The organism is Roseateles sp. UC29_93 (assembly GCF_042695725.1).
Taxonomy (GTDB): Bacteria; Pseudomonadota; Gammaproteobacteria; order Burkholderiales; family Burkholderiaceae_C; genus Roseateles; species Roseateles noduli_A.
In genome coordinates this window covers 6,561,863-6,579,111 of record NZ_CP170545.1, presented here as the reverse complement: position 1 = coordinate 6,579,111, position 17,249 = coordinate 6,561,863, and the positions used below count along the sequence as shown (strand labels likewise).

At 69.4% G+C, this 17,249-nt stretch carries 14 protein-coding genes and 1 pseudogene; 4 read left to right on the top strand and 11 right to left on the bottom strand.

The features are described from left to right. Positions 1-1,497 carry a nitrogen regulation protein NR(I) gene (ntrC, locus tag ACFJIX_RS30665; RefSeq protein WP_377156740.1) on the top strand — a complete coding sequence of 499 codons (1,497 nt, stop codon included), beginning with the start codon at positions 1-3 and terminating at the stop codon, positions 1,495-1,497. Positions 1,498-1,593: 96 nt separating this feature from the next. Here the strand turns inward: ntrC and ACFJIX_RS30660 are convergent, their stop codons facing one another. From ACFJIX_RS30660 to ACFJIX_RS30650, 3 genes and pseudogenes are all read right to left on the bottom strand, one after another. Then, a complete protein-coding gene (locus tag ACFJIX_RS30660; RefSeq protein ID WP_377162061.1) occupies positions 1,594-3,513 on the bottom strand; it encodes an NPCBM/NEW2 domain-containing protein in 1,920 nt (639 codons plus the stop codon). 119 nt (positions 3,514-3,632) lie between these two features. Then, positions 3,633-4,004: a hypothetical protein gene (locus tag ACFJIX_RS30655; RefSeq protein ID WP_377162137.1), complete on the bottom strand. Its 372-nt coding sequence runs from the start codon at positions 4,002-4,004 to the stop codon at positions 3,633-3,635. A 22-nt stretch (positions 4,005-4,026) separates the two neighbouring features. Next, positions 4,027-4,635, bottom strand: a pseudogene (locus ACFJIX_RS30650) (MBL fold metallo-hydrolase); the annotation flags it as partial. Between the two features lie 120 nt (positions 4,636-4,755). Between ACFJIX_RS30650 and def the strand changes: the two are divergent. Together def and ACFJIX_RS30640 are read left to right on the top strand one after the other, a co-directional pair. Next, the gene (gene def / locus ACFJIX_RS30645; protein WP_377156738.1) at positions 4,756-5,292 is read left to right on the top strand and encodes a peptide deformylase; all 537 of its coding nucleotides are present in this window, start codon (positions 4,756-4,758) and stop codon (positions 5,290-5,292) included. A gap of 266 nt (positions 5,293-5,558) precedes the next feature. Continuing rightward, entirely contained in the window at positions 5,559-7,640 is a 2,082-nt protein-coding gene (locus tag ACFJIX_RS30640; RefSeq protein ID WP_377156737.1) for a DUF6600 domain-containing protein, read from the top strand. A 72-nt stretch (positions 7,641-7,712) separates the two neighbouring features. On the opposite strand, the gene ACFJIX_RS30635 is transcribed toward ACFJIX_RS30640, so the two are convergent. Genes ACFJIX_RS30635 through ACFJIX_RS30625 form a run of 3 tightly spaced genes read right to left on the bottom strand, consistent with a single transcriptional unit; the run spans position 7,713 to position 10,335 of the window. Then, the gene (locus tag ACFJIX_RS30635) at positions 7,713-8,630 is read right to left on the bottom strand and encodes an NAD(P)-dependent oxidoreductase (RefSeq protein ID WP_377156735.1); all 918 of its coding nucleotides are present in this window, start codon (positions 8,628-8,630) and stop codon (positions 7,713-7,715) included. Beyond that, the gene (locus tag ACFJIX_RS30630) at positions 8,627-9,373 is read right to left on the bottom strand and encodes an RraA family protein (RefSeq protein WP_377156733.1); all 747 of its coding nucleotides are present in this window, start codon (positions 9,371-9,373) and stop codon (positions 8,627-8,629) included. Before ACFJIX_RS30630 ends, ACFJIX_RS30635 begins: the two co-directional genes overlap by 4 nt. Before the next feature lie 11 nt (positions 9,374-9,384). Then, a complete protein-coding gene (locus ACFJIX_RS30625; protein WP_377156732.1) occupies positions 9,385-10,335 on the bottom strand; it encodes a Bug family tripartite tricarboxylate transporter substrate binding protein in 951 nt (316 codons plus the stop codon). Positions 10,336-10,522: 187 nt separating this feature from the next. Between ACFJIX_RS30625 and ACFJIX_RS30620 the strand changes: the two genes are divergently transcribed. Next, on the top strand, positions 10,523-11,395 hold the full coding sequence (locus ACFJIX_RS30620; RefSeq protein WP_377156731.1) for a LysR family transcriptional regulator: 873 nt from the start codon (positions 10,523-10,525) through the stop codon (positions 11,393-11,395). A 16-nt stretch (positions 11,396-11,411) separates the two neighbouring features. On the opposite strand, the gene ACFJIX_RS30615 is transcribed toward ACFJIX_RS30620, so the two are convergent. The 5 genes from ACFJIX_RS30615 to ACFJIX_RS30595 form a co-directional block, all read right to left on the bottom strand. Further along, complete coding sequence (locus tag ACFJIX_RS30615; protein ID WP_377156729.1) at positions 11,412-12,179, bottom strand: YdiY family protein; 768 nt, start codon at positions 12,177-12,179, stop codon at positions 11,412-11,414. Between the two features lie 187 nt (positions 12,180-12,366). Next, positions 12,367-13,689, bottom strand: a complete 1,323-nt coding sequence (gene fahA / locus ACFJIX_RS30610) for a fumarylacetoacetase (RefSeq protein ID WP_377156728.1) — start codon at positions 13,687-13,689, stop codon at positions 12,367-12,369. A gap of 14 nt (positions 13,690-13,703) precedes the next feature. Continuing rightward, on the bottom strand, positions 13,704-15,077 hold the full coding sequence (hmgA, locus tag ACFJIX_RS30605; RefSeq protein WP_377156725.1) for a homogentisate 1,2-dioxygenase: 1,374 nt from the start codon (positions 15,075-15,077) through the stop codon (positions 13,704-13,706). Then, positions 15,074-15,346: a DUF2783 domain-containing protein gene (locus tag ACFJIX_RS30600; RefSeq protein ID WP_377156723.1), complete on the bottom strand. Its 273-nt coding sequence runs from the start codon at positions 15,344-15,346 to the stop codon at positions 15,074-15,076. The genes hmgA and ACFJIX_RS30600 overlap by 4 nt, the downstream gene beginning before the upstream one ends. After that, positions 15,337-17,190, bottom strand: a complete 1,854-nt coding sequence (locus tag ACFJIX_RS30595) for an FAD-dependent oxidoreductase (RefSeq protein ID WP_377156721.1) — start codon at positions 17,188-17,190, stop codon at positions 15,337-15,339. Before ACFJIX_RS30595 ends, ACFJIX_RS30600 begins: the two co-directional genes overlap by 10 nt. Positions 17,191-17,249: the final 59 nt, after the last annotated feature.

The following is a 17,249-nucleotide window of genomic DNA, read 5'->3' as shown; positions in this document are numbered from 1 at the left end:
ATGAAGTCGATCTGGATTGTTGACGACGACCATTCCATCCGTTTTGTTCTCGAGAAGGCGCTGACGCGCGAAGGGCTGCCGGTGCGCAGCTTCAGCCAGACCCGTGAGGTGCTGGCCGCGCTGGAGGAGGACACGCCGCAGGTGCTGGTGTCGGACATCCGCATGCCGGGCGGCTCGGGCCTGGAGCTGCTGAGCACGATCAAGAAGCAGCTTCCGGGGCTGCCGGTGATCATCATGACGGCGTACTCGGACCTGGACAGCGCGGTGAGCGCGTTCCAGGGCGGGGCCTTCGAGTACCTGCCCAAGCCCTTCGACCTGCCGCGCGCGGTGGAGCTGATCCGGCGCGCGCAGGAAGAGAGCCAGCGCGAAGCCGTCGGCGAGGCCGAGCAGGTGCAGATGCCCGAGATGCTGGGCCAGGCACCGGCGATGCAGGACGTGTTCCGCGCGATCGGCCGGCTGAGCCAGAGCCACGTGACGGTGCTGATCACCGGCGAATCGGGTTCCGGCAAGGAACTGGTGGCGCGGGCGCTGCACAAGCACAGCCCGCGCGCGGACGGACCGTTCGTCGCGATCAACACGGCCGCGATCCCGAAGGACCTGCTGGAGTCGGAGCTGTTCGGCCATGAGCGCGGCGCGTTCACCGGCGCGCAGGCGACGCGTCGCGGCCGCTTCGAGCAGGCCGAGGGCGGCACGCTCTTCCTCGACGAGATCGGCGACATGCCGCTGGACCTGCAGACGCGATTGCTGCGCGTGCTGTCCGACGGCCAGTTCTATCGCGTCGGTGGTCACAGCCCGCAGAAGGCGAATGTGCGCGTGGTCGCGGCGACGCACCAGAACCTCGAGACGCTGGTCAAGGAAGGGCGCTTCCGCGAAGACCTGTTCCACCGCCTGAACGTGATCCGCCTGAGACTGCCGCCGCTGCGCGAGCGCCGCGAGGACGTGCCGCTGCTCACGCGCTACTTCCTGCAGCGCAGCGCGGGCGAGTTGGGCGTCGAGCCGAAGCGGCTGTCGGAGGCGGCGCTGCAGCGCCTGGTGAACTTCGACTTCCCGGGCAACGTCCGGCAACTGGAGAACATCTGCCACTGGCTGAGCGTGATGGCGCCGAGCCTGGTCGTGGAGGCCAAGGACCTGCCGCAGGAATTGCTGGCGCAGCCCGGCGCGCATGCGTCGGCGATCTCCGCCACGATGTCGTCCGAGGTCATGCCGCTGGCGAGCGGGCTGACGAGTTCGGCTGCGTCCACCTCGATGCCGTTGCCGGCGGTGCCCATCCCCCCGTCGCCGGACGCGTGGGTCGCCGAGATGGCGCGCGAGGCGAGACGCCTGCTCGCGGCCGGCGAGCCCAACGTGTGGGACGTGCTGACGCGTCGCTTCGAGGCCAGCCTGATCCTGACCGCGCTGGACCTGACGCGCGGACGCCGCATCGAGGCCGCGCAGAAGCTGGGCATCGGGCGCAACACGATCACGCGGAAGATCCAGGAGCTCAACCTCGACGCGTGAGACAGGACGATCGCGCCGCGCGAATCGCGCGGCGCATCTTGAAGGGGACCGCGCTGCGGTCCCCTTCTTGTTTTCAGACCGGCCGGGATCGAGCGCTCATTCGACGCGCGCCGCGCCCCAGGTCGCGAGGACCGGATCCGTGTCCGTGCCGACCTGGCGCGCGATGAGTTCGAGCACCTTCACGCCGCGCAGGTCGGCGCTGAGCGCCGCAGCCGCCTGGTTGAACCGCATCGGCCGCGACACGGCCAGCTTGCGACCGTCGCCGTAGACCTCGAACACCACGGACGCGGCCTGGCCGCGCGTGGAGTCGTCGACACCCACCATGGCCTCGAAACGCCGCGAGCCGGCGGGTACCTTCACCTCGAGGCGGGATCCGGCCAGCGCGCCGATCCCATGGCGGTACGGCACGTTCACGACCCGCAGCGTCTCGTCGTAAGGCGTCGCGTCCGCGCGCGGCGCGCCCCAGCCCGCATAGACCGGCCGGCTGCCCGAACCTTCCGTGCTGCCGCCGTAGGGATCGAGCATCCGGTGGATCACCGGATCCGCCTGCAGAGCGCGGATGCCGTCGCGGGCGACGTAAACCTCTGCGGGCCGCTCCGACAGGTAGTAGCCGGCCTGCAGCGCGTGGCGACCACTGACCACCAGCAACTGCGCCTCGCGGCCCTGGAGCTCGAAGTTGCGACGACCGGTGAACGGGGTCAGGTCTTGCCGTTCCCACGCATCGCGGACCGTGATCGGCGTCGACGCCGCCATCTTGAGATGCTCGGCCGTCAGCGTGAGCGTCGTCGGCGCCTGGGTGCGGTTGAACAGCAGCACCGCCTTGCGGCCGTCGGCCAACGTCTTCACGACGATCTGGCGATCGTTGTCGGCGTAGGCGATCACACCCTGATGACCGGCCGGATCCTGGTCGATGGCCAGCACCTCCGGCGCGCCGAGGAGGTCGACGATCGCGCCCGGCGCCTTCGAGAGATCGGTGCCGATCATCAGCGGCGCGGCCATGATCGCCCACAGGCTCAGGTGGGTGCGGGCCTGGAGGAGGTGATCGCCGTCGAAGTCGCCGTTGCCGATCTCCAGCATGTCGGGGTCGTTCCAGCGACCCGGGCCGGCGTAGAACTCGCGCGTGGCCACGCTGTCGAAGTTGTGGACCATGTGGCTCCAGGTGTCGTCGATGTCGCTGCTGGTGCGCCACATCGTCCCGTGGTCCTGACCCCAACTGCGCACATTGGCCGTGCCCCAGAGGCAGACCGACAGCACGAAGTCCCCGTCCGGCCGGGCGCGCCGCAGCGTCTCCCGCAAACCCGCGTAGAGGCGCTTCGTGCCTGCGATGTCGGTCTGGTAGACGTTGGGATCGATGATGAGCGGCTTCACCTCGCGGTACTGACCGGACGCCACGTAGGCGCGCTCCGGGCCGTAGGACGAGAGCCCGCAGCCGTCGACCTTCACGAAATCGAAGTTCCACTCGCCGAAGAAAAGCGCGATGTCCCGGTCCATGAAGCCGGACAGGCCGACTTCGCGCTCCGCCATCGTGCCCTCGGGCAGGTTGGGACTGTCGGCGTCATACGCCTGCGAGCACGCGTTGCGGCCGATGTCCGTGTAGAGGCCCGCTTTCAGTCCCATTGCATGGAGGCGATCGGTGAAGGGCCGCAGCGACGAGCCCTTCGCCCCGCCGATGGCGGCGCTCGGGAACAGGCCGGTGCGCACCTGCAGGCGCCCGTCGCCCGTGCGCCGCTTCAGCCACCAGCCGTCGTCGACGTTGACGTAGCGGTAGCCCGCGCCGGCGAGGCCGGTGTCGACCAGGCGCTGAGCCGCGTCGAGGATGCGGGCCTCCGAGATGTCGACCCGGAACGCGTTCCAGCTCGACCAGCCCATGGGGGGCGTCGGCGCCTTGCCCACCGGCACATGGGACCAGCGGCCGGAGGACGCCAGTGACGCCGTCCCCGCATGCTGCTGGGCCCCCGCGGGCAGCGTGGCCAGCAAGGCGGCTGCCGCCAGCACGGTGCGGCTCGTCTTCCCCATCGTCGCATCATCGTCCGTCCCGGAAGTTTGCTTGGACGGAAGTCTACGAATGCTTTCGAATAATTTCGAAGATCGTTGATACCTAGAAAAATACCTTTCGATGAAATCAAATCGAAAGATCAGCGCTGGCGGTCCAGCCAGATCCCCAGCCCCTGGGCATTCAGCTCGACGTCCATCGCCAGCAGCGCGGCCACACGCGTGGGCGGCATGCGCTCGCCGCAGTGCGCGATGGCGCGGCGCTGGTACAGCGCGAGCAGCTCGCGCTTGAGCGCGGCGTGGCGATCCGGCGCGTCCTTCAGTCGCAACGCGATCGCTTCCATCTCGTCGATCTGCGCGACCAGCAGCGCGGCGAGGCGCTCGACGTCCGCCGCGTCGCGACCGACGACGCTGTAGTGCGTCAGGTACATGCGCGACGGCCGCGTCGCCATCATCCGCGCGATCGAAGCGCGCAGCGCGTCCGGCTCGAACTGCACCGGCGTGCTGGTCGGCATGATCCACGCGCCGCGTTCGGGGATCGTCGAACTCGCGATACGACAAGCCGAAGGTGTCGCCGGTGAACCAGCCGCCGCTCGTCTCGTCCCACACGCAGTGGTGATGGCGCGCGTGCCCCGGCGTGTCGATCAGCCGCAGCGGGCGCGCGCCCACGGTGATGCGCTGCTCATCGCTGCTCGCCCGCGCGCGCGATTCCCGAACGCCCACCAGCTCGCCGTAGGAGCGGCGCATCTCCGCCTCGCCGTAGACCGCGAGCGCACCGGCCCACAGCGCGGACGGATCGACCATGTGCCGCAGTCCGCGCGGATGCACCAGCAGCGTCGCCGACGGGAGTTCCGCCATCAGCGGACCGACGCCGCCGGCGTGGTCCAGATGCACATGGGTCGGGATCACCCAGTCCACGGCGTCGCGCGGCACGCCGAGCGCTTCCAGCGCGCCGAGCAGCCGCGGCAGCGCCAGCCGCGTGCCCGTGTCGATGAAGGCCGCGCGTCCGCCGTCGACGATCAGGAAAGCCGCGTCGAAGTGGTCGCGCTGGAAGGCCGTGTCGATGGCGAAGACGCCGGGACCCAACGGTTCCAGGTAGGCCGGCAGTGATGCCGGGGCTGAGGGCAGGGCGGTGGTGGCGCTCACGGGCAGTCTCCGGGTCGGGTTCTTAGAATGGTCCCAGATTACGTGATGGCGCCCCTGGCCGCCGTCGCCTGCATGACCCGCCACGCTTCCCGCCGGAAGCCACCGCACAAGGAAACCACCATGGCTGTTCGAGACATCCTGAAGATGGGCGACCCGCGCCTGCTGCGCCACGCCAAGCCGGTGGAGGACTTCGACACGCCGGAGCTGAAGCAGCTGCTCGAGGACATGTTCGACACGATGAAGGCCGCCAACGGCGCCGGCCTGGCCGCGCCGCAGATCGGCGTGGACCTGCAGGTCGTCGTCTTCGGTTTCCAACGCAACGAGCGTTATCCGGAGGCGCCGCCGGTGCCGATGACGGTGCTGATCAACCCGACCATCGAGCCGCTGTCCGACGAGATGGAAGAGGGCTGGGAAGGCTGCCTGTCGGTGCCGGGGCTGCGCGGCGTCGTGCCGCGGCTGAGCCGCATCCGGTACCGGGGCTTCGACGCTTTCGGCAGCCTGATCGACCGCGAGGCCGAGGGCTTCCACGCCCGCGTCGTCCAGCACGAATGCGATCACCTGGTCGGAACGCTGTATCCGATGCGCATCAAGGACTTCAGCCGCTTCGGTTTCACCGAGATCCTGTTCCCGGGCCTGGACCCGAACACCGACGATTGACCCGGCGCAGTCCCGGGCGCGCCGGGTGCCGGAGCACGGCCAGAACCTGTTGCGAGCGTCTGGTGGCGCATGCTCGGACTGGATGGGCATATCGGATGGGCATATTGGATGGACATACGGCGTCCGCTTGACCTCCGCGCAACAGGGCGTCAAGTTGTAAGCAGGCGTGCACCAGGACGTCGCCAAAGCGTTAAGAAACGATCGCGGAGCTCCGCGTCCCGCATTCCTCCGGACACCGGTGGAGGCTCAAGGCCATGACAGACTCGATGACCCGTTCGCTGAATCGTTCACCAGATCGTCTGCCGGAGCGCTCGTCGTTCCGACGGACGACCACCGGGCTGGCGCGTGCGCGGGATCGCGGGGCACTGTCACGCTGGTGGATGGCGACCTCGCTGGTGCTGGTCGCGCTGGTGGCGTTGCTGGCCCATGGCCCGGCGATGGCGGACGCCCCGTCGCGCGCGGGGCGGCTGGCCGATCTGGCGGGTTCGGTGTGGCTGTACGACGCTGATGAACGCGAATGGGTGCAGATGCACCGCAACCAGAGCATCGGCGAAGGCGATCGGCTGCGTTCCGATGACGGCAGCGGCGCGACGATCACCATCGGCACCTCCACGCTCTGGATCGACCAGCGCAGCGAGATCGAGTTCAACGCGCTCGCCGACAACCGCATCGCGGTGCAGATCGTGAAGGGCGCGGTCGGCCTGCGGGTGCGGGGCCAGGAGTCGGCCGACGAATGGACGGTGCGCACGCTGGAAGGCCGCTTCGGCTTCGAGCGCGAGGGCCTGTACCGCGTGACGCAGCTGGATCGCGGCAGCGAGGCGCAGGCCTGGCAGGGCAAGCTGCGCTTCGACTCGCGCGCGACCGACGCGCAGCCGGTCTGGCTGGGAACGAATGAACAGGCCGAATTCTGGTGGGACAACGGCCCGCGCACCGAGCGCCAGCCGCTGCAGCAGGACGGCTTCGCGCGCCTGATGCTGGAGGACAGCCGCGACGCGGTCCAGCCGCTGGTGGGCAGCGGCACGAGCGTGCCCTACGTGTCGCCGGAGATGACCGGCGCTGAAGATCTGGCGCGCTACGGCGCCTGGGAACAGAGCTCGGATTACGGTGCCGTGTGGGTGCCGCAGGTGGTCGTCGCCGACTGGGCGCCGTACCGCTACGGCCGCTGGATGTGGAGCGCGCGCTGGGGCTACACCTGGGTGGACGACATGCCCTGGGGCTTCGCCCCGTTCCATTACGGCCGCTGGGCCTACTGGCGCGACCGCTGGTGCTGGGTGCCGGGTCCGTACGTGCGTCGTCCCGCGTATGCGCCGGCGCTGGTCGGCGGGGTGGGGCCGGGGATCTCGATCGGCGTTGTCGTGGGGGGAGGCCGGCGTCCGCCGCCGCCGCGCTACGGCAGCTGGGTGCCGCTGGCGCCGCGCGAGGCCTGGACCCCGGGCTTCCGCCACAGCCAGGCCTACTGGCGCCGCGTGAATCCGGATGCGAATCCGGCCACCGTCGTGCGGCCGGGCCAGCGTCCGCCGGCCTATCGGAACGAGCGCGATCACGGCGCGCTCTACACGCAGCGCCCTGTGTCGGCGCCGCTGCCGGCGACCGCGCTGCAGCCGCAGCGCGCGTGGCCGCCGCGTCCGATCGGGCAGGCCGATGGTCGTCCGGATGGCCGCCCTGATGGCCGCAACGACGGACGTGCATTCGTGGACCGCAATCACGACGGCCGGCCGGATGGCCCCAACGACGGTCGCAATGGCGGACGGAATGACGGTCGCAACGATGGCCGGAACGAAAGCCGTCCCTTTATGGATCGGAACGGCGACGGTCGCCCGGACGCGCCGAATGATGCAAGACCCGGCGAGAGCCGCCCGGTCCGCGGCGTGATCCGCCCCGAGCCCGACATCGCCACGGTGCGGCCGCAGCTGCCGCAGGCGCAGCAGACGCCGCCCGCGCAGACGGTGGTGCCGCAGCGTGGTCCCGACGTGCAACGTCCGTCGGAGCGCCGCGATGGCGATCGCGATCGGAGCGACTGGCGCCATCGTGGCCCCGATCGTGTCGAGCAGCCGCGTGTGGAGCAGCCACGGTTTGAGCAGCCTCGTGTTGAACAACCGCGCTTCGAGCAGCCCCGTGCGGAGCAGCCTCGTTTCGAGCGTCCGCAGCAACCTCGGTTCGAGCAACCGCGCGTGGAGCAGCCTCGCGTCGAAGCGCCGCGCCCGATGCCGCAGCAGCCGCAGCCGCAGCCGCGCGTCGAGGCGCCGCGTCCCGCCCCGCGGGCCGAGCCGCCGCGGGCCGCGGAACCTCCGCGCGCGGTGGATCCGCCGCGCCGCAACGACGGTCCTGGCCGTCAGATGGAGCGCTGAACGGAAGACTGAGGGGCGCGAGCCCCTCAGTGCTTTTTGAGCCCTGCTCCGATGGGGTGGCCCATCAGCCCATCAGCTCGCGAGCGCGGCAAGCACGTTGCGCGCCGCGGCGATGCCCATCTTCACGTAGGCGTCGGCGGTGACGCCGCCGATGTGCGGACTGAGCAGGATGCGCGGTTCGTGAATGAACGGATGGTCCACCGGCATCGGCTCGATCGCGAAGCTGTCGAGGCCGGCACCGGCCACCTGTCCGCTGCGGACGGCCTCGAGCAACGCGGCCTCGTCGATCAAGCCGCCGCGCGCCGTGTTGACCAGGATCACGCCACGTCTGCACGCCGCGAGCGTGCCCGCGTCGAGCAGCCCCGCGTTGTCCGCCGTCAGCGGACAGTGCAACGAGATCACGTCGGCCTCGCGCCAGAGCTGATCCAGCGCGACGCGCTCGATGAACGGGGGCAGTTCCTTCGCGAACGGATCGGATCCGATCACGCGCATGCCCATCGCGTCGGCCATCCGCGCGAAGCGTTGCCCGATCGCGCCGAGGCCGACGAGACCCACCGTGCGCCCCTCCAGCTCGATGCTCTTGTGCGTCGCCTTGTCCCAGTGCCCGTCGCGCATGCGCGCGTCCAGCGCCACGACCGATTTCGCACAGGCCAGCAACAGCGCCATCGCCTGCTCGGCCACGGCCGCCGCATTGGCGCCGACCGCGGCCACCACGTGGATGCCGCGCGCGGCGGCGGCCGCCTTGTCGATCGTGTCCGTGCCGCTGCCGTGCTTGGAGATCACCTTCAAGGCCGGCGCCGCTTCGATCGCCGCCGCTCCGACCTTGCTGTAGCGCACGATGATCGCCGTCGGATTGCGTGCGCGGCAGAGGTCGACGATGTCGTCCTCGCTGGGCGTCCTGCCGGCGTAGGTCACCTCGAAGTCCGACAGCAGCGCGAGCGCCTGCGGCGCCAGGTCCGCGCCGGTCACCAGCAGGACGGGACGGCTCACAGCGTCTCTCCGTCCTTGATCACGCCCGCGGCGCGCAACGCGCCGTCGAGCCAGACCGGCCGCAGCGCCACGCGATCGCGGATGCCCGCGATGCGGGCCGTCTCGGCGGCGACCTTCGCTTCGGCCAGCGGCAGCAGCGACGCGGCCCTGGCGCGCTCGACCACGGTGACGCCGTCGGCATCGCCGACGACCAGATCGCCCGGATGCACCGTCACGCCGCCGATGGAGACGGGATGGTTCAAGCGGCCGGAGACCGACTTCGTCGGCCCGTTGGGATTCAAGCCCGCGGCGAACATCGGGAAGCCGAGCGCACGGATCGCCTCGCTGTCGCGCACGGCGCCGTCGATCACGACGGCCGCGATGCCCAGCGCCACGCATTGCTGCGACATGATCTCGCCCATCAGCGCGCTCGACAGGTCGCCCTTGCCGTCGACGACGAGCACGTCGCCCGGCTGCGCCAACGCCATGGCGGCATGGATCATGAGGTTGTCGCCCGGCCGCACCTCGACGGTGAGGGCGGTGCCCGCGAAGCGCATCGACGGGGACAGCCCCTGGATGCGCCCGTGCAACGCGCCGCGGCGTCCCGCGACGTCGGCCAGGATGGACGACGGATAGGCGGCGGCGCGTGCCACGACCTCCGCGGGCGTGCGTTCGATGTCCCGGATCACGTCGGGCAGCGCGTCGGGCGTCGCGTTCGGCGTCGCGTTCTGCCTCGCGTTCGGCAATGCGGCGGCTTGACTCATGGGGCTCTCCTTCAATCGATCTTGATGCCGGCGTCCTTGACGACCTTGCCCCAGCGGGTGAGGTCCTGGCGGATGAGCTGGCTGAACTGGTCGGGGGTGCTGACGGTGACGGCGACGCCTTCGTCGCCGAGCTTCTTCACGAGCGCGGGCTGCTGCAGCGCCTTGGTGAACTCGCTGTTCAATCGCGCGACGATCTCCGGCGGCGTGCCGGCCGGTGCGAGGAAGCCGAACCAGGTCGCCGACTCCGCGCCCTTGAAGCCGGACTCGGCCAGCGTCGGCACGTTGGGCAGCTCGGGCAGCCGCTTGTCCGAGGTCACCGCGAGCGGCCGCAGCTTGCCCTGGCGGATGTGGCCGAGCAGCGACGGCGTGGTCGACATGTACAGGTCCACGTTGCCGCTGACGACGTCGGTCAGCGCCTGCCCCACGCCCTTGTACGGCACATGCTGGAGCTTCACGCCGGCGGCCTTCTGGAACAGCTCGGTGGCGAGATGCGCGACCGTGCCGTTGCCGGCCGAGGCGTAGTTCAGCGCGCCCGGCTGGGCCTTCGCGGCAGCCACGGCGTCGGCGATGGTCTTCAGCTTCGAATCGGCCGAGGTCACCAGCACCAGCGGCGCCCGCGCGACCAGGCCGATGGGCGCGAGGTCCTTCGCCGGGTCGTAGGGCATGCGGGCGTACAGCCACGGATTGATCGAGAGGTTGCTGCTCTGGCCGAGCACCAGCGTGTAGCCGTCCTTGGCCGACTTGGCGGCCGCGTCCACGCCGAGGTTGCCGCCGGCGCCGGGCTTGTTCTCGATGACGAAGACCCACTTGGTCGAGGTCGCCACCGCCTGCGTGACCTCGCGGGCGATCACGTCGGTGCCGCCGCCGGGAGGGAAGGGCACGTAGACGCGGATGGGCTTGTTCGGATAGGGCGCGGCAACGCTGGCGGTCGTCCACAGGACCAGCGTCAGGGCGAGTGGCATGGCCAGCGGAACGGCGAGGGCCGCCCGGCGCGAGGGCATCGATCGAATCATGGGTCTGTCTCCGTGTGCGCCCCGGTCCGCAGGCCGGGGTCTGGACGTTCTTGAAGCTGTCGAGGCCAAGTATTGGCGGACGTTCCACCCCGGTCCAATCGATTATTCTTTCGTTTTCATCAGCACGGCTTTTGCTATGGATCTCCGTGACCTGCGCTACTTCGAGACCATCGCCGAGCTCGAACACGTCGGCCAGGCGGCGGAACGCCTGCATCGCACCCAGCCGGCGCTGACCGGCGCGATCCGCCGGCTCGAGAAGGCGGCCGGCGCGCCGTTGTTCGAGCGCGCGGGGCGAGGCATCCGTCTGACGCCCGCCGGCAAGGTGATGCTGCGCTGGGCGCGTCAGCTGCGCTTCGACGCGCAGGACGCGCAGCGCGAGATGAGCGACATCGGGCGCGGCCTGTCGGGCGAAGTCCGCGTCGGTGTCGTGCCGACGGCGGCGCAGTTCCTGATGCCCAAGGCGGTGAATCGACTGTTGAAGGAGGCGCCCGAGGTCACGCTGAAGACGACGGTCGCGCTGGTCGACGCGCTGATGCCGATGCTGCGCGCGGGCGAGCTGGACCTGATCGTCGGCACCGAACGGCGCGCGGAAGCGGGCTTCGTGTCGCAGCGGCTGGTCGAGGACGCCGTCGTCGTCGCCGCCTCGGCGAAACATCCGATCTTCTCGGGGAGACCGAGCCTGAAGGCGCTCGGCGAATACCGCTGGGTGCTGCAGCCGGCGGGCGCGCCGACGCGCGACTGGCTCGATCACGGCTTCGACCGGCACGGCCTGCCGCGGCCGGTGGTCCAGGTGGAGAGCAGCTCGCTGCAGATGCTGCCCGCGCTGATCGCCGAGACGGGGCTGCTCAGCTTCATCTCGCGCCGCCACCTCGAAGGGCCTGGGCGGCTTCGATCACTGCGCGAGGTCGTGCTGAAAGAAACGACGATGCGCCGCCACCTGGTGGTGACGCATCGCGCCCAGGCCTACCTGCCGCCGGCGGCGACGCGGCTCATTGCGCTGCTCGGTTGAGGCGGACGATCCTCGATCAATCGATCCGGTACGACACGCCGGTGATGAACAGCGTGTCGTTCTTCTTCAGCCCATCGCCGGGATTGCTGTCGTAGCGGTGCTGGACGGTGGCCGTCAGGCTGAACCGCTTGGTCATCGCGACCGAGATGCCGCCGTCGAAGGTGGCACGGAATTCGCCGCTGTTGCGCAGGTCGGGCAGATAGGCCAGGCGCTGCTTGAGCGTCGTGTTGTCCGAGATCTTGTGGTTCGATTCTTCGGCGAACAGCAGCTCGGTGTTGGCGTACCGGTCGCGCGCCACGCCGTCGACGATCGACGGCTCGACGTAGCGCTCGCGGGTGTAGCCCACGCCGGTGGAGACGTCCCAGGTCACGTTGTCCTGCTTGATCACGTGATAACCGAGACCGGTGCCGACGGAGAGTCGCGACGACAGGTTGGACGGCTCGTCCTTGAGCGCGTCGAACTGCCCGAAGCCGAAGACGCGGTCGTTGATGTCGCGCTGGTAGTGCGTGCCGAAGGCGTAGCGCTGCTCGGCCTGGTCGTCGTCGTTCTTCAGGTACAGCGCGCGGCCGTTGATCGACAGCTTGTCGGTCTTCGTAGCCTTGACGGCTTCGCCGCTGAGGTTGACCGTCGTCGAGTCGCTGTTGCCCGACGAGAGACTGGCTCCGGCGGTGAACAGGGCACGCCACTGGCCATCGTCCTTGACGGTGACCTGGGCGAAGGAGAGCAGGGGCGAGGCGGCCAGGCAGGCGGCGGCGGAGACGGCGAGGAGGCGCGTCGGCGGCATGTCGATTCCTTTGAGGAGAGTGAGCATGCGCCGCTTCGGCAACCTCCGATCCCGTGCGTCTGCAATGCGCACGGACTGGATTCAATCCGACGTCATCCGTCGGCTTCCGCTGACAACCTGCCGGGATGGCGGGGCGACAGCGGGCGCCTGAGGGTGTGTCGGTGTGTGACCCGGCCGATCTGGCGGATCAGGCCACCGCCGGCACGACCGTGCCCACGCACGGTCCGAATCCGATCGTGCGACGTCCCGGCGCTTCGCAGCGACCCACCAGCGCGACGCTGTCGCCGTCCTGCAGGAAGGTGCGTTGCTCACCGTTGGGCAGCGTGATCGGCTGCTTGCCGCCGTTCGTCAACTCCAGCAGCGATCCGCCCTGGCCGGCCTCCGGCCCCGACATCGTCCCCGACCCGAACAGGTCGCCCGGCTGCAGGTTGCAGCCGTTGCTCGCGTGATGCGTGAGCATCTGCGCGACGGTCCAGTAGGCGTCGGCGAAATCCGAGGCCATCAGCTTCGCCGGCGCCTCGCCGGCGTCGCGCATCGCGCGGGTCTGCAGATGGACTTCCAGGCGGATCGAGATCGCGCCCCGATCGCGGTTCGCCTCGCCGTCGAGGTACGGCAGCGGCTGAGGATCGCCTTCCGGCCGGGTGAAGGCGCGACGGAACGGCGCCAGCGCTTCCATCGTGATCACCCACGGCGACAAGGTCGTCGCGAAGCTCTTCGACAGGAAGGGGCCCAGCGGCTGGTACTCCCAGGCCTGGATGTCGCGCGCGGACCAGTCGTTCAGCAGCACGAGGCCGAACAGATGCTGCTCCGCGTCGTCGATGGCGATCGGATGGCCCTGCGCATTGCCGGTGCCGACGAGTGCGCCGACCTCCAGCTCGTAGTCGAGCCGCTTGATCGGACCGACGCTCGGCACCTCGGCATCGGGCGCCTTGGTCTGGCCGACGGGACGGCGGAAGGTCTGCCCGCTGACCCCGATCGACGACACGCGCCCGTGATACCCGATCGGCACCCACTTGTAGTTCGGCAGCAGCGGGTTGTCCGGGCGGAACAGCTTGCCGACCGTCGTCGCATGATGGATGCCGGCGTAGAAGTCGGTGTAATCGCCGATGCGGCAGGGCAGCGTCATCTCGACGTCGGTCATCGGCTTGAGCGCCGGCGCGAGCTGCTCGGAGGACGTCGATCCCGCGTCCGCGTTCAGCGCGGCGACAAGTTCATGGCGCAGTTGCCGGCGCAGATCCGGGCCCATCGCCATCAGCGAATTGAGGCCGAGTCCCTCGCAGGTGCGCAGCACGGCGCCGAGTCCATCGGACAGCACGCCGAGGTCGGCGGCGGCGATCAGGTCCAGGACCTGGTCGCCGATCGCCGTGCCGGGCCGGAACGAGCCGGTCGCGCCGGCCATGCGGAACATGCCCAGCGGCAGGTTCTGGATCGGGAAGTCGGTGTCCGGCGTGTTGGCGGAGGCGATCCAGCTGCGCAGCGCGGGGTCGTGGGTGTGGTCGAGGTCGGTCATGGGGTCAGGCCTTGTCATTCGGAGGCATTCGGATTGAACTTGTCCTTCAACGCGCCCCAGCAGGCCGCGTAGTTCGTGTCGAGCGCGCCGCCGTTGAGCGCCCACTCGGACGGGCGGAAGCGCCAGCGGCTCTCGAACATGAAGGCCAGCGTGTGGTCGAGTTTCTGCGGCGTCAGCGTGCGCGTGCTGGCGGCCTCGAAGGCGTCGGCATCGGGGCCGTGCGGCACCAGGCAGTTGTGCAGGCTCGCGCCGCCGGGACGGAAGCCTTCGGGCTTGGCATCGTACTGGCCGTAGATCAGCCCCATGAACTCGCTCATCACGTTGCGGTGGTACCAGGGCGGACGGAAGGTGTCCTCCTGCACCAGCCAGCGCGGCGGGAAAATCACGAAGTCGCAGTTGGCCGTGCCAGGCGTGTCACTCGGCGAGGTGAGCACGGTGAAGATCGACGGATCGGGATGATCGAAACTGATCGAGCCGATCGTCATGAAATCCTTCGTGTCGTACTTCAGCGGCGTCAGGTTGCCGTGCCAGGCGACGACGTTGAAGGGCGTCACCGCCTGGGCATTGCGCCACAGCGCGCCGCCGGTCTTGCGGATGACTTCATACGGCGCGCCGTCGGGTTCGTGCGCCGCGACGGGGGCGAGGAAGTCGCGCGGGTTCGCCAGGCCGTTGGAGCCGATGGGGCCGAGCTCCGGCAGGCGGAAGGCGGCGCCGTAGTTCTCGCAGACGTAGCCGCGTGCGCGGGCCTGCGGACCATCGAGCGCCTCGACGCGGAAGTTCACACCGCGCGGGATCAGCGCGATCTCGCCGGGCACGACGTCGAGCAGGCCCATCTCGGTCGTGAGGCGCAGGCCGCCTTCCTGCGGAACGATCAGCATCTCGCCGTCGGCGTTCATCAGCGCGCGTCGGGTCATCGGGCGGTTGAAGGCGTAGATCAGCGATGCCATGCCGACCTGCGCGTCAGGATCGCCGTTGCTGACGATGGTCTTGATGCTGTCGACGAAGTCGACACCCGGCGCATTCGCGTTGTCATCGGGCATCGGGAACGGATGCCAGCGCAGCGGGTCCGGCGGCGCCGCGACACCGCCTGCCGCGCCGCTGGTCCAGAACGGCTGCTCGTAGGCGTGGAACGCGCCCGTCACGACGGAGGGCTGTCGGCGATACAGCCAGGTGCGGCGGTTCTCCACGCGCGGTGCGGTGAAGGCGCTGCCCGACAGCAACTCCGGATAAAGATCCATCGGCGCGCGCTGCGGGCTGTTGCGGCCCTTCGGCAACGCGCCGGGGACGGACTCGGTCTCGAATTGATTGCCGAAGCCGCTCTGGTAGTCCAGTGCGCTCGGCGCCTGGCCGGTCGCCTCGGGCGAGCGGAGGGTCTCTGGTGCGTTCATGCTTGTCCTCGTGGGGAAGCGGCGCCCGGGGTCGGGGCATCGATGGAAACTGGGGAAGCCGGGGAAGCCGGAGGAACCGGAGTGGCCCGGGCCGCTGCGGACAGCGCCTCGAGCAGCACATCCTGCCGGCCGATGTGATTCGCGAGCAGCAGGATCAGCCGCGCGTTGAAGGCATGGCTCGCCTCGGCGTCAAGACCATGATGCGCGCCCAGCAGCGCTTCGTAGAAGTCGTCGCCAGCGTCCAGGTTGGGAGCGGTGATCAAAGGCATGCGGCAGGCTCCTCCACAGAGACATCATGGCCGAGCGCGCTATGCATCGCCGCACGGATCGCCCCACCAGCCGGCATCGTGCGCCAACGCGCGCAGATGTGCTGGTCAGGACGCAGCAAAACCACCGCGCCCGGGGCAGCGGCGTAGCGCTGGCGGACCAGCCCGTGTGCGTCGAGCGACTCATCAACGTGGATCGTCAGCACCGCCTCAAGCCCAGACCCCGCGTCGCCAAGCGCGGGCTCTCCACGGGGCATGGGGGATCCCTCCTGGACCCCCAAGCCCCATTCCGGCCCCACCGGCACTCGTTGACGCCGACTTACTGCGACGGCGTCCTCGTACTCACTCGCATGCTCGTGCTCGTGCTCGTGCTCGTGCTCGTGCTCGTGCTCGTGCTCGTGCTCGTGCTCGTGCTCGTGCTCGTGCTCGTGCTCGTTCGAATCGTGGAAGACCAGCAAGGTGAATCGACCCGGCCGCATCTGGCGGAGCAACCAGTCGTCGCAGTCGTTGATGCGGATCGGAGCGTCCGCGGCAGGCATGCCGTACTGCACCGTCGGGACGGAGAGTCGTCCGCTGTTGACCAGCCGGCGCGCGAAGTCGAAGTCCTTGGCGAGCGTCAGCGTCGCGTCGCGGAACATCCGACTGACGTCGCTCTTCGGTGTGATGAAGTCCGTCGAGCGCGTCGAGTTCAGGATGTTCTCGTCGGCAGCGATCTCGCGCTCGCGGGCGTAGCTGTCGAGGAGCGCGTCAGGCGCATGCCCCTGCACGACCGCCGCGAGCTTCCATGCGAGGTTGTCCGCGTCCTGGATGCCGGAGTTGGCCCCGCGCGCGCCGAACGGCGACACGCCGTGCGCCGCGTCGCCCGCGAACAGGATGCGCCCATGCCGGAAGCGATCCATGCGCATGCAGGCGAAGGTGTAGACGCTCGCCCAGACCAGCTCGATCTCAGGCACAGCGCCGTCGCCGCCCGCGGCGATCGAGGCCTCGCGCATCAGCGTGCACACGCGCGGCAGGATGCGCTCGGGTTGTTTCTCGAGCTCGGGATCGGCATCCCAGCCGAGCTGGAAATCGATGCGCCACACGCCATCGGGCTGGCGGTGCAGCAGCACGCTCTGTCCTGGATGGAAAGGCGGATCGAACCAGAACCAGCGCTCGGCGGGGAAGGGCGCGTTCATGCGCACGTCGGCGATGAGGAAACGGTCCTTGAACGTACGGCCGTGACTCTCCTCGCCGATCAGCTTGCGCAGCGTCGAACGCGATCCGTCGCAGGCGACGACGTGATCGGCGAGCAGCGTGTACGGCCCCTCGGGCGTGTCGATCTCCAGCGCGACGTGATCGTCATGCTGCGTCAGTCCGGTCACGCCGTGGTGCCATCGCAGATCGATCAGCGGGAGTTCGAGCGCGCGCTCGACGAGGAAGCCCTCCACGTAGTACTGCTGCAGGTTGACGAAGGCCGGTCGCTGGTGGCCGGGCTCGGCGAGCAGGTTGAACTGGTAGACCTGCTCGTCGCGGAAGAAGACGCGTCCCACGTTCCAGGAGACGCCCTTGTCGACGAGTCGCTGACCGCAGCCGAGGCGATCGAGGATCTCCAGCGTCCGCTTCGCGAAGCACAGCGCGCGCGATCCCACGGAGAGCCGCCCGTCGTTGTTGAGCAGCACGACGGGCACACCCTGCAGCGCGAGGTCGATCGCTGCCGTCAATCCGACCGGTCCCGCACCGACGACGACCACCGGATGGCGCGCGGCCCGGCCGCCCTCATGGGCGTCCTGGTCCGCGCTGCGACGGTACGGATAGACGACGCGCTGATAGTCGACATCGGACGTCGGCGCGGTCGAGGTGGCATGCACGGCGGTCTCCATCGCGGCAGTCAGCGATTCAAACTCCCTCTCCCGCTTGGGGGTGAGGG